This window comes from Ruegeria sp. BHSC043, assembly GCF_059612985.1.
On record NZ_JBXWRS010000027.1, the window covers coordinates 1 to 12,437 of the forward strand.

The 12,437-nt window shown below is 61.0% G+C and carries 14 protein-coding genes and 1 tRNA gene; 11 read left to right on the forward strand and 4 right to left on the reverse strand.

Features of this window, described 5'->3' with window-relative positions; all coding sequences use genetic code 11:
* The first annotated feature begins 493 nt into the window (after positions 1-493).
* From AC2FMM_RS17940 to AC2FMM_RS17950, 3 genes are all read left to right on the forward strand, one after another.
* Entirely contained in the window at positions 494-664 is a 171-nt protein-coding gene (locus AC2FMM_RS17940; RefSeq protein ID WP_496797314.1) for a hypothetical protein, read from the forward strand.
* A gap of 164 nt (positions 665-828) precedes the next feature.
* The gene (locus AC2FMM_RS17945) at positions 829-1,245 is read left to right on the forward strand and encodes a hypothetical protein (protein WP_496797315.1); all 417 of its coding nucleotides are present in this window, start codon (positions 829-831) and stop codon (positions 1,243-1,245) included.
* Between the two features lie 30 nt (positions 1,246-1,275).
* Entirely contained in the window at positions 1,276-1,740 is a 465-nt protein-coding gene (locus AC2FMM_RS17950; RefSeq protein ID WP_496797316.1) for a hypothetical protein, read from the forward strand.
* A 53-nt stretch (positions 1,741-1,793) separates the two neighbouring features.
* Here AC2FMM_RS17950 and AC2FMM_RS17955 read toward each other — a convergent pair whose 3' ends face one another.
* Together AC2FMM_RS17955 and AC2FMM_RS17960 are read right to left on the reverse strand one after the other, a co-directional pair.
* A complete protein-coding gene (locus tag AC2FMM_RS17955) occupies positions 1,794-3,218 on the reverse strand; it encodes a D-alanyl-D-alanine carboxypeptidase family protein (RefSeq protein ID WP_496797317.1) in 1,425 nt (474 codons plus the stop codon).
* Between the two features lie 247 nt (positions 3,219-3,465).
* Entirely contained in the window at positions 3,466-4,167 is a 702-nt protein-coding gene (locus AC2FMM_RS17960; protein ID WP_496683466.1) for an HAD family hydrolase, read from the reverse strand.
* Between the two features lie 92 nt (positions 4,168-4,259).
* On the opposite strand from AC2FMM_RS17960, the gene clpS reads away from it, so the two are divergent.
* From clpS to hemF, 4 genes are read left to right on the forward strand one after another with little or no spacing between them, the layout of a single operon-like run.
* Positions 4,260-4,601, forward strand: a complete 342-nt coding sequence (gene clpS, locus AC2FMM_RS17965) for an ATP-dependent Clp protease adapter ClpS (protein WP_496683464.1) — start codon at positions 4,260-4,262, stop codon at positions 4,599-4,601.
* 26 nt (positions 4,602-4,627) lie between these two features.
* Complete coding sequence (locus AC2FMM_RS17970; RefSeq protein ID WP_496797318.1) at positions 4,628-5,593, forward strand: class I SAM-dependent methyltransferase; 966 nt, start codon at positions 4,628-4,630, stop codon at positions 5,591-5,593.
* A gap of 37 nt (positions 5,594-5,630) precedes the next feature.
* The gene (locus AC2FMM_RS17975; protein WP_496683460.1) at positions 5,631-6,431 is read left to right on the forward strand and encodes an SDR family NAD(P)-dependent oxidoreductase; all 801 of its coding nucleotides are present in this window, start codon (positions 5,631-5,633) and stop codon (positions 6,429-6,431) included.
* 5 nt (positions 6,432-6,436) lie between these two features.
* Positions 6,437-7,321: an oxygen-dependent coproporphyrinogen oxidase gene (gene hemF, locus AC2FMM_RS17980; RefSeq protein ID WP_496683458.1), complete on the forward strand. Its 885-nt coding sequence runs from the start codon at positions 6,437-6,439 to the stop codon at positions 7,319-7,321.
* Between the two features lie 3 nt (positions 7,322-7,324).
* Here hemF and AC2FMM_RS17985 read toward each other — a convergent pair whose 3' ends face one another.
* Positions 7,325-7,735, reverse strand: coding sequence for a hypothetical protein (locus tag AC2FMM_RS17985; protein ID WP_496797319.1), 411 nt, complete (start codon positions 7,733-7,735; stop codon positions 7,325-7,327).
* Between the two features lie 202 nt (positions 7,736-7,937).
* Here AC2FMM_RS17985 and AC2FMM_RS17990 point away from each other — a divergent pair, with 202 nt between their 5' ends.
* Positions 7,938-9,191, forward strand: a complete 1,254-nt coding sequence (locus AC2FMM_RS17990) for an aminotransferase class V-fold PLP-dependent enzyme (protein WP_496797320.1) — start codon at positions 7,938-7,940, stop codon at positions 9,189-9,191.
* Positions 9,192-9,265: 74 nt separating this feature from the next.
* Positions 9,266-9,341: transfer RNA gene (locus AC2FMM_RS17995), tRNA-Val, on the forward strand.
* Positions 9,342-9,871: 530 nt separating this feature from the next.
* Here the strand turns inward: AC2FMM_RS17995 and AC2FMM_RS18000 are convergent.
* Positions 9,872-10,912 (reverse strand): helix-turn-helix transcriptional regulator, encoded by a 1,041-nt coding sequence (locus AC2FMM_RS18000; protein ID WP_496797321.1) that lies wholly within the window; start codon positions 10,910-10,912, stop codon positions 9,872-9,874.
* 124 nt (positions 10,913-11,036) lie between these two features.
* Between AC2FMM_RS18000 and AC2FMM_RS18005 the strand changes: the two genes are divergently transcribed.
* Both AC2FMM_RS18005 and AC2FMM_RS18010 read left to right on the forward strand, forming a co-directional pair.
* Positions 11,037-11,243: a hypothetical protein gene (locus AC2FMM_RS18005; protein WP_496797322.1), complete on the forward strand. Its 207-nt coding sequence runs from the start codon at positions 11,037-11,039 to the stop codon at positions 11,241-11,243.
* Between the two features lie 19 nt (positions 11,244-11,262).
* A complete protein-coding gene (locus AC2FMM_RS18010) occupies positions 11,263-12,276 on the forward strand; it encodes a dipeptidase (RefSeq protein WP_496797323.1) in 1,014 nt (337 codons plus the stop codon).
* Positions 12,277-12,437: the final 161 nt, after the last annotated feature.

Genomic DNA, 12,437 nt, shown 5'->3' on the forward strand with positions numbered 1-12,437 from the left:
ACAACCGTCTTTCCAGTCCGTCAGGCCGCCTCTCCAGCCCGTCACCACCGCCTCACCAGCGCCGGTGAAGGGGGTTCTAAGATTATCCAACCAAAGCCGCAAGGGGAAAATCGCATCTCGATGCATTTTTTTGCAAATCGACATTTTATCTTTTATTATCAAACGATTGATTGCCTAGCCGCGGCAGACACACCTACATCAATGAAGTGCGGCTCCGCGCGCTCGGCTGCGGCCCTCAGGCCGGAGGATTCGCGCCCCACAATATATTGTACACATCGCACCCTACGCCACAACGAAGAGCGACTCGCATCGCGCGGCATCTGCCCCTTCCACCACGCCTCGGCGCTGGATTCGGAGCCCCCGCCATGCGCGATGGCGGCTGCGGCGCTTGAATAGCCCACAGAAGTTGCCCAAGGACCAACCACCGCCTAGCACAATCCGTGAAAGTTCGACCGGAGTTCATCGCACCGCCCATCCGCGCAAGGAGGGGTCCATGTCTCTCGATCTGATGACCTACCAACCACGAGGGGACAAGAGGAACTCGGACTTCTTCCACGAATACCTGTCGAAAATCTATCAGCACCGACAAGCCTCGGGAGTCACAGAGCAAGTCGGCCAGTTGGCGGCCATCATCCTCGATGGTGGAACCCGAGGCGATCTTTGACACTTTGGTCGAACTCTATGTGATGCCCCGTAGCGCCATACCGCAAGCTATCTGGGGCCGACGCATCGGTTTTCCGTTCCGCACGCGCATCCGGTCTTTCCGGCGCTGGTCCTGATGGCCCGCTCAGCGCCGGCTTCGCGGACTACAGCTCGCGCCTCAATAGCATGTGCCCGCTGGCCCGGGCGTCACCGCGGACCCGCTATGTCGGCGCAGTCTGTTCTGCGCGCGACCTTAACGATCTGCGCAACACCCTCGAGGATCAGAACATCCGGTTCGACTATGCCAGCGACACGGAAAACCCCTTCCACACATTGGACGGGATGCTGTTCATCACCCCATCGGATTTCACCTGCAACCGGGTCGGCTACTCGGCGCTGGACTTCAAAGACCCCGACAGTCTGGGCCTGGGCGAGCGGCTGATCCTGAGCGCGGCCGAGCAGGACCGCTTGACAAGGGCCGCCGAGTTAGGCGCGGACAGCGGGATCGCACCGCTGATGCTGGGCCTGGACCATCTGGCCACGCGGGTGCTGACCGGCGAACGCGAGGATCCGATCCTCGAGTTTCTGACCATGGTGCCCTAGTATTTCTGGGGCGCCTACAACATCGCCGAGATGAATTCGTCGACCAATGTCAACCGACACCCCGGCGTGGACGACGACAAGAAATCCCCAGCCAACGTCTTTACCGCGAACAACACCCCGTCCTTCGTGAACTCGTTTGCCAAGCTGCCGATACCCACCGAGGATGTCGTGCGCAATTTCGGCCGGCGTCTGCACCACATGGTGGTCGAGATACGCGACGGCGACCATGCCGGCGGCGAAAAGAACGTATATTTCGTGGTCAACACCTTGAAGGAAAAAGGCGTTCCGTTTCTCGCCCATGTTTTAGGGGAATGCAAAGACGACCCGAACCTCAAGCAGATCTTCTCGAAACTCTCGAAACATACGCTGCTGATCACCGAGTATATCGAGCGGTGCCACCACTATGAGGGCTTTTTTGCCAAGGACAACGTCGCCGCCCTGACCGCCGCCGAAGGTCAGGACGAACAGTACCGGCACGGAAACGTCTTCGATTGAAAAAAAGGCTGCGGAATTCCGCAGCCGATGCCTTCAGGAGAGAATGCCGAACCTTATGATGGCCCGATCATGAAACAGGTGACGTTGCGCGCCTTGAGGCGGCGACAGGCCAGATCGGCCTGCTCGCGGGTCATGCCCTGGAATGTGGCCTCGAAGCCCTTGGAGCTCTGGTTCACTTTTCGCAACGAGCCTTCCAGCGTGGTCATTTCCGACAGCGCCGTCTTCAGCAGCACCTTTTCGGCCTCGTACCGCGTTGCGAAGCGGCCCACATTGACGCCCCACAGATGGCCGCCCGAGGTGGACAGCCGCGTGACGATTTCCTGCTCGGGTTCGGCCTCGGCCGGTTCGGTCGAGGCCAGCACCAGGTTGTCGGGCCGCAGGGCCGGGCGCGTGTCGGCGGTTTCGACCTGCGGGGCCGTGGGCGTGGTCTGGGCGGCGACGATTGCCTGGGCGATGCTGTCCTGGATGCGGGGCGCGTTCTTGGCGGCTGTTTCGGCCACTACGCTCGCGACTTGAACCGCGACCCCGGCCCCCGGACGCATGACCGGGCGCAAACTTTGTTGAGGCGCACCGATCGCGCGCGCCACTTGGGTGCCGCCCAGACCTGCATTCCCGGCATAGGCCGGACGGGACGGTTTGCGGATCGGGGCGCGGGACGGGGCGCGGCGGAACCCAAGGTCCAGCAACTCGGCCACCTTGGCGTTGCGCCAAGCGCTGGACTTGCCGCCGAACACCGTGGCGATGATGCGTTCGTTTCCGCGCTTGGCCGAAGCCACGAGGTTGAACCCGGCCGCGCGCGTATAGCCTGTCTTGATGCCGTCAGCGCCCTTGTACGCGGCCAGCAGGCGGCGATTCGTGTTAGGAACCGTCTTGATGCCTGCATATGTCGATTGGCGTGAGAACAGGTTGTAGTATTCGGGATAGTCGTAGAGGAGATGCCGGCCCAGCGTGGTCATGTCACGGGCGGTGGACAAGTGGCCCGACTCCGTCAGACCATGCGCATTCTTGAAGGTGGTGCGGGTCATACCCATGGCTTTGGCAGTACGGGTCATGCGGCGCGCAAAGGCCGCTTCGGACCCGCTGAGCGCGATACCGATGGCGGTGGCCGCATCATTGGCCGATTTCACCGCCGCGGCCCGGATCAGATAGCGGAACGCAATCTTCTGCCCGGCGCGGAGCCCAAGTTTCGACGGCGGTTCGGCCGCCGCATGATTGGTGATCGTCACGGGGGTGTCCAGGGTGATCTCGCCGTTCCGAACGGCCTCGAACGCGATATACAGCGTCATCATCTTGGTCAGCGACGCAGGGTGGAGGCGGGTATCGGCGTTGCGCGAATGCAGAACCTCTCCGGTGCGCGCATCGATCACCATCGCCGCGTAAGGCGCGGCCAGCGCCTGAGTCGCTGCTACTGCAGCGATCCAAATCACCGCAATGAGGAACAAGCCCGCCCGGGCCGGAATTATCCGCCGAATCTGCACGATCTTTGCCTCTGTCTGCCTCGCGCCGCCGGATTTTTCCGGTCGGCATTTTTGTTGATTGTCTTAACGATAGCACAGGCCCCCAACGAAATAAACCGAAAGCTGTCCGAATCCGTAGTCCCTCGGGCTCCGTTTCACCGCTAGATCTTGGGCACCCGATCGCGCGGGCCACCACGGAGGCCAAAGCGGCAAAATAAAGGCCAGGGAGCGGTCAAGTAATCATCCGGTGCGCCCTATCGGACACAGGTCACGTGAAACGGTCGATCAGCGCCGGAAGGTGGCCCAGATGCTCGATCTCAAGAAACCGGGGGTGGCCGGATGGGATCTCGGCCCGCTCAATGTCCCAGACCAGCCCATGTGGAACATGCACACCCCAGGCACCAGTCTGAATCGGGGCAACGACATCCGATCTGATCGAGTTGCCCACCATCATCACCCGGTCCGGCGCATGACCGAGACGCTGGAATATGGCGCGATAGGTTTCGGGGTCCTTCTCAGACACGATCTCGACCTCGTCGAACAGATCGCCCAGCCCCGACTGAGCCAGCTTGCGCTCCTGGTCGATCAGATCTCCCTTGGTGATCAGCGCGATGGCATGCGTTTCGGCCGCGGCCTCGACCGCCGTGCGGGCGTGCGGCAGAAGCTCGATCGGATGGGCCAGCATCTCTTGCCCCGCCGCGATCAACTCGCGGATGACGCGGGCCGGAATCCGATCATCGGTGACGTCCAGCGCGGTCTCGATCATCGACAAGACGAAACCCTTAATGCCGTAGCCATAGTGCCGGATGTTGCGCCTTTCGGCCGCCAGAAGGCGCTCCATCAGGTGGTTATGATCGGCATGGTCGGCCAGCAGCTCGGCAAAGCGGGCCTGGGTCAACCGAAAGAACCGCTCGTTTTGCCAGAGCGTGTCGTCAGCATCGAAGGCGATGAGGGTCAGGTTTTCATGCATTCCGATTCCGCCGGTTGCTCTTTCCTCTGGGCGCGCTGACGTTATATAAGCCCTGAAACGACCCGAAATGTGAATCGGAAAATCTCGGTACAATGCTGACTGCCCGTTGGATGATGGCTGGCAAATCGGAGGACGATGGCGACACGTCCATCCTTGTCCAGACCAAGCCCAAGACCAAGCGCCCGCCGCTGTACAAGGTGCTGCTGCTGAACGACGACTACACGCCCATGGAATTCGTGGTGCATGTGCTCGAGCGGTTCTTCGGCATGTCGCACGCGCAGGCGTTCGAGATCATGCTGACCGTTCACAAGAAGGGCGTGGCCGTGGTGGGCGTATTCAGCCATGAGATCGCCGAAACCAAGGTGGGGCAGGTGATGGATTTCGCCCGCCGCCACCAACACCCTCTGCAATGCACCATGGAGAGAGAGGAGTAGGGCCGCGTGCCTCGGTCCCACAGCCCATGTCCACTCGTCTTCACCTTGCCCTGCAACAGGGCCTGACCCTGCCCGAGCCGGTTTCGGTGATCGGCCCGACACCGGAGCATGACCTTTCAATGCTGCCAGGCGGCACGCAGGTCGTCCAACCGTTCAAACCGTTTTACGACCATTTTCAGGCGCAGGGATTCGACGCCACGCCCCGGGCCGATGCGCCCTGCGGCAGCGTCATCCTGTTTCTGCCGCGCGCCAAGGCGCTTGCGCGGGCGATGATCCATCAGGCCAGCCAGCGCACCGGTGGTCCGATCGTAGTGGACGGCGCCAAGACCGACGGAATCGACAGCCTGCTGAAAGACATCCGCAAACGCGTGGCGGTCGATGGACCGATTTCCAAGGCACATGGCAAGATCTTCTGGCTCCGGGCCAGTGCCGACACCTTTGCCGACTGGGCCGCGCCGCAGGAACAGAGAGCCGACGGATACCGGACCGCTCCAGGCGTGTTCTCGGCCGATGGGATCGACCCCGCCTCGGCCCTTCTGCGCAAGTCCCTGCCGGCCAAGCTGGGGGCTAAAGTGGCAGATCTGGGAGCGGGCTGGGGGTACCTGTCCGCAGGGGTTCTCGAACGCGCCTCGGTGACCACCCTGCATCTGGTTGAGGCCGACCACACCGCACTGAGCTGCGCCCGGGTCAACGTGAGTGATCCGCGCACCCTGTTCCACTGGGCCGATGCGGTGACCTGGACCGCGCCCGAGCCGTTGGACACCGTAGTCATGAACCCGCCGTTCCACACCGCGCGCAGCGCCGACCCGTCGTTGGGTCAGGGCTTCATCGCGTCGGCAGCGCGCAACCTGACGCGCTCGGGCAGCCTGTGGATGGTGGCCAACCGCCATCTGCCCTACGAAACCACCCTGTCCGAGACCTTCGCGCGGGTCGAGGAACTGGCTGGAGACAACCGCTTCAAGGTATTCCATGCCTCTCGCCCTCGGCGGTGAAGCCGTCTAACCTGCGCCGAGATTCTGGAGGAACCGCATGTCATTTTCCATAGCTGGCAAGACCGCCATCGTGACCGGAGGCGCAAACGGCATCGGGCTGGCGATCGGCCGCCATTTCGCCGACGCGGGCGCCAACGTGATGTTCGCCGACATCGACGAAAAAGGCCTGGCCGACGAATTGGGCGAACAGGTCGACGACGGCAACATCAGGTATTTTGCCGGAGACCTGCGTGAAAAACTGACCGTAGCCAACCTGCTGTCCGCCACGCTGGACGCGTTCGATCAGGTGGATATCCTGGTCAATGGCGCGCGGCAGGTGATCCCCTCGGACCCACTGGACCCCGAGGACGACTCGGTGCGCGCCCTGCTGAACCAGAACCTGATGCCGACCCTGCGGCTGAGCCAGATGGTCGCCAACCGGATGATCAAACAGGCCGACGGCAGCGAAGACACCCAGATCGGCTCGATCATCAACCTGTCCTCGATCGCCGGGCGCCGTACGCATCCCGACCTGCTGGCCTATTCCGTGGCCAGCGCGGCGCTGGATCAGCTGACCCGGTCGCTGGCCGTGACCCTGGCGCCGCACCGCATCCGCGTGAATGCGATCGCGCTCGGCTCGGTCATGAGCGCCTCGTTGCAGACGACCCTGAAAGACAACCGCGACTTTCGCAAGGACATCGAAAAGCACACACCGCTGGCCCGCATCGCCGCCCCGACCGAACTGACCGACACGGCGCAATACCTGGCGTCCGAGGCCTCGGGCTTCATGACCGGCCAGATCCTGACAATCGACGGAGGCCGCACCCTGCTGGATCCGGTCGCCGCCCCAGCCCACTGAGCCCAATGTTCGATACCGAAAAAGCCACCGCCTCTGCCTGGTTCCGCAGCCTGCGCGATCAGATCGTCACCGCCTTCGAGGCGCTGGAGGACAGCCACGACACCGGTCCCTTCAGCGATGCCGAACCCGGCCGTTTCGAGGTCAAGGAAACCCGGCGCCAGTCCGAAGATGGGTCCGACGCGGGCGGCGGGCTGATGTCGGTCATGCGCGGCGGCCGCGTGTTCGAGAAGGTCGGCGTCAACGTCTCGACGGTCTACGGCACACTGGGCGAGCGGGCACAACAGGCGATGGCCGCGCGCAAGGGCATCCCCGGCATGGCCGACGACCCACGGTTCTGGGCCTCGGGTATCAGCCTTGTGGCGCATATGCAAAACCCGCATGTCCCGGCCGTTCACATGAACACCCGCATGTTCTGGACGCCTCATGCCTGGTGGTTCGGCGGCGGATCCGACCTGAACCCCTGCATCGAATACCCTGAGGACACGGCGCATTTCCACGCCACGCAGAAGGCGCATCTGGACCCGCACGGACCGGGGCACTATCCGCGCCTCAAGGAGTGGGCCGACGAGTATTTCTACATCCCGCACCGCAAGCGCGCACGGGGCGTCGGCGGGATCTTCATGGATGACTACTGCACCGGCGACTGGCAAGCGGATTTCGCGCTGACCCAGGACATCGGCCGGGCCTTCCTGCCGGCATTTCTGCCTCTGGTGGAAAAGCGGCGCGTGCAGCCCTTTACCGAGGCCGACAAGGATGTGCAGCTGGTACATCGCGGGCTGTATGCCGAATACAACCTGGTCTATGACCGGGGCACGAAATTCGGCCTGGAAACCGGGCATGACCCCGACGCCGTGCTGATGAGCTTGCCGCCGCTGGCGAAATGGGTCTGAGGTTCAGAACCCGAAATCCATGAAGTTGTCATAGCAGTAGTTCTGCGCGGACGAGGCCGACATGTTCTCGCCCACCCGGTTGACGGTGATCGAATATCCCGGCGTGGTGTCCGTGCCCGGCGGCGGCTTCAGCGAAAACTGGACCGTTCTGGCCCCTTTCTCGTAGGCTTTCCAGACATAGATCCGCTGCGCGCGCGGCACGCCGAGTTGGCGGATGGCATAGTCTCCGATGCCGCACCAGTAATTGACCGCTGCGGACGAGCCGATCGCCTTTACCTCGTAGATACCATCGCCGACAGGGCGGATCTCGGTGCGGTAGGTGGGGCGAACGCTGAGGCCAAAGCCCCGCGCCTGCGCCGCGAGCGGCGCCAGAAGAGACGTGCAAAGCAGAAAGAACACAAGGAAACGCGCCATCGGAAAACCTGTCAGCTGAAACTCGCTGCCGTTCATGATAAGGCGCGGGCCCTTCGAGTAAAGCCACAGAGGCCCGCCCGCCGGTCGCCGGTGGGCACGGCAAGCCAGGCACCACCGCCACAGGGCGCGGAAACGATTGACCCGGGCGCACCGACGTCCATAGATGCTGGGCAGGCATATTCGACAGGACAGGACACCCGCCATGCTGCACGAAACACCGGGATTGCTCGACGCCATCCGAGCGCGCTTTGCCCATGTGGAAAGTTGTCCGTTTCAAGGTCCACGCATATTCTTCGAAAACGCGGGGGGGGCACTGACGCTGAAATCGGTGGTCGACACCTCGGCCCGGTTTGCGGCCATCCCGGACAATCAGGGGCGGGACAACGTGGCCAGCCACGCCCTGGTCGACATCATCAACCGTGCCAAGGCCGATCTGGCGGTGTTCATGAACGCCTCCTCGGGACAATTCTTCGTTGGCGAAAGCGGCACCGAGCTTTTGTTCCGCATGATCCGTACGGCCTGCGTGAACGCGCCCAAGGGGGCAAAGGTGATCGGCAGCAGCATCGAACACCCGGCCAGCCGCAGCGCCGCGCGCCGCTGGGCCGGAATCGCCGGGCTCGATTATGTGAATGTGCCCCATGACGATGCGACCGGCCTGGTCACGGCGGCCGACTATACCGCGCGCATGTCGCCGGATGTGGCCGTAGCCACGATCCTACATGCCTCTCCGGTGACCGGCATGGGAATGGACGTGGCCGCCATCGCCCGCGCGATCCGGTCGGTCTCGCCAGACTGTTTCATCATCGTGGACGGCATCCAGCACGCCGCGCACGGGCAGCTGGACATCGACAGCTATGGCGTCGATGGCTATGCGATTTCCCCCTACAAGGTGTTTTCGCGGCACGGTTATGGCGTCGCCTGGATTTCGGACCGGCTGACCACCCTGCCCCATGACCAGCTGATCGACGCCCCCAAGGCGGGCTGGGAATTCGGCACCCGCGACACAGGCGCCTATGCGACAATGTCCGACGTGGTCGACTATTTCGACTGGCTGGGCGGGCAGGTATCAGATGCCACCGACCGGCGCGCCCGGATCGAGGCCGCCGGGCGCGCGATCCACAGCTATGAAACGCATCTGACCAACGTGATGATCAACGGTACCGGCAACCTGCCCGGTCTGCGGGACATGGACCATATCTCGATCCTGGCCGGCGCCGAGAACCCGGCACGCGAAGGGCTGGTGTCGATCGTGGTGCGCGACATCCCGTCGGCCGAGGCGGTCTCGCGACTGAACGCGCAAGGCATCCGCACCCACACGCGCAAGGACGACCACTACAGCGGCAACGTCCTGCGTCCGCTGGGCCTGCCGGACTGCATCCGGGTTTCGCTGTGCCACTACAACTCCGAGCATGAGGTGACACAGTTTCTGGCGGCGATGCAGGACATGAAGCCCTGACCCAATGGATCGGCCGAGATTTTCGGCTGTCCCCCCTTGCGCCGGAGCGCAGGCTTGGCTACATCCCGCGTCACGGGTGATTAGCTCAGTTGGTAGAGCGCTTCGTTTACACCGAAGATGTCGGGAGTTCGAGTCTCTCATCACCCACCATCCTTTCATCGCACTGCATAAAGGTCTTACGAGACGAACACTTACTGCTGTGCTGCATGTGAAACTGTGTCCGCTGCACTTAGACAAAAAAGATGTCTCCAACACAGGAGATATGGGCCATGGCAACAATTGTAAAACGGCCTACTGCATCACAGCGGCACATTGAGGCCTGGTTCAAGGACGGCATAACATGGGATCGATATGGCCAATTGGAGTTGGACCATATTACCCTTCTCTCAGCTGCAGGGTCTTTGGAAAACCTCGTCGAACTTTGCCACTACAGCAACCTGCAACCTCTTTGGAAGCGGGACAACCTAATAAAGGGCGGGGCGTAAGCCTCGCCCCTGCGAGTGGGCATCTATCTTCTTCGGGTTTAGCCGGTTTCAAGAGTGGCATAGTCCGCTCTGATAGCGTGTTCCGGTTAGCAAGACCAAGCCGACATTCCCTGAGTTTTAGCCGAACTTCCGCTATGCGGACAATTCGGTCATTGGGAAAGGGTCCGAGCCGAAGCTATCTTTACGGCGATTTTGCTAGCTTCTTGGGGTTGAATTGGCTTTCAATTGAGCGCGAAACACGCGCGGTGACACGCCGGTTTTGACTTTGAAGGCGCGGGAAAAGTTCGACAGATGCTGGTAGCCCAACGCGCTTGCTGTATGTGAAATCGGCGTGTCCGTTTCGCTCAGCATGTACTCGGCCCAGTAATGACGTCTTGCATCCACGATCTGGGAAAACCTGCGCCCGCTTTGGCGCAACCTTCGTTTCACGGTGCTGCCACTGACACCCAGTTCGCGTGCAACGCAGTCCAGCCGTGCCTGCCCGGACCAGATTAACCGATCAACGATAAAGTCGATGTCGTCGATTGATACCGGCGTGTCCGCATTCCGCGCATGATACTGGTTCAGTTTGGCAAGACCGGCATCCAAAGGCGTGTTCAGCAGGTCCGCATCCAGAACGATATCGGTCCACGTATTGCCCCATCGGATGTCGATACCATCCCAGTCTGCCGGCACCGGCAACGGCCGGTCGTTGGAGGCCAGCCTTATCTGCAAGGGCCGTGCGTCCGGGCCCGCGCAGAGCGCAATAATCTGCATCAAGACGGTAACCATGTATTGTTCGGTCTGCCACCTGCCTACGCAATCTGGGAACATCACATTTCGGCGGAACACAACAGTGTTGCCTTCCGGGAGTAGCGCGTATTGCGCGCCGTTGTTCTCAAACGTGACATCTTCGACGAAAAACCGCAGCAACCTGCCCAGCGTGGATGCCATGCGCACCCGCATGCCGCCCAAATCGCCCGTTGAATGAACCGGGTGCTCCTGCGCGGTCACATGGCCTAGGTGGTCCAGGTCCAGTGCCTGCGCCGCAAAACCAATAAAGCGCCAGGCCGAACGTTCGCCGATCAGACCCTGCCCCTCAAGCACTGCGTCCAGAGGCATGCCAGCACGCTCTGCAAAACCCGCAATATCGCCGCCCCGCCGGGAGATCGTGTCAACAAATGGCATAACCTGCGCGGCCTTGATTAGGACCAGTTCGGCCTGTCTGGGACGGTTCTGCGACACGGCGATCTCCATTCAAATGACCCACAATGATAAGTCATACTCTGTTAAGCTGAGCCCGGGAATACTCGGTTGATGTTGCAACCAGCACGATCTCATGCCCTCCGCTGGGCAGTTTATTGAAAGGAAATTGTACAGGATGAAGTCGACGCTTTCCGCCATATTTTTTGCCTTTGGCATGACAGCCGCCGCTTTCGCCAGCGAAGAAAGCAAGACCAGGCCCGCTTCGGAAGAAGCCAAGCAATTTGTTCAGGACACCATAGTGATTGGCATGCTGGCTAGCCCCTATGGCACCGGCTGGACGGATTACGAACAGCTGCACACTTATTTCCAGCGCGCGCGATAATGGCATTACCGGGCATGAAATGACACTGGCTGCTGCCGACATGTCGTTCGAGACCCTCCTAGAACAGCATTACCATTTCCGCGCGGCCATGGCGCAGTTCCCCGAAAACTACCTGATCGTGAACCAGACCCGAGATATCGAAGCTGCGCATATCCAAGGCAAGACGGCGGTGATCTGGAACAGCCAGACTGCAACGATCCTGAATGGCGATCTGAAAAAGATGGCCCTGCTCAAGGACATGGGCATCAAATCGATGATCCTGGCCTATAACGATATCTTCCGTACTGGCTCGGGCCAGCTGGCCGCCTACAATGGGCGCGATATCGGACTAACGCCATGGGGCGAATCTGTGATCGATGAAATGGTTCGCTTCGGCATCCTGCTGGATCTCAGCCATACCGGGTCGAAAACAGCCAATGATGCGATGGATTACATGGATGCGAACTATCCCGGCGTGCCTTACGTCTATACCCATTCGGTGCCTGCGGGTTTGTATTTGGATGAACCCAACCGGACAGCGCGAGGATGCTATCGCGCCATTCACGATGACGAGGCGGTCCGCGCAGCAAACTCCGGTGGCTATGTCGCGCCTACCTTCACCGAATGGATGATGGACGGCATCTGGCCAGAAGATATTTCGCCCAAACAAGCCGCTGATATGATCGATTACTATGTGCAATTGGTTGGGGTGGATCACGTCGGCATTGCCACCGATGACATGTTCTCAACCGAACTGGTGGTCGATTTCGCTACCGCCAACGCAACAATGTATGACGACGGCGGCTACATGATCGACGCGTTTAATCGCGGCGCTACTGGCAATGGCGAACTGGCTAAAATCCTTGCGGCAATTACCGATGACCTTTGGGCACGCGGATACTCCAACGAAGACCTCGCCAAGATCTATGGCGGTAACAAGATGCGCGTCTATGCGCAGGTCTGGGAAGGCAAACCGCCCAAGGTGTTCCTGCAGGAATATCCCGAACGCCTGCGGATACGGCGCGAAATGGAGCAGATGTTTTTCTCTCGCTAGCAGCGTTTTCGGGATTGCAGGGTTAGGCCTATCTTTGGAACAAAGCGGACCATCCGCTTTGGGTTCGAAGCAGTCGTTGCTTGAGTTCAACTTAATGTCTGCTCTGCGGGCGATACAGACTTAGAATGTCTCTGTCGCTACGCGGTATGTGTGCACCTTAG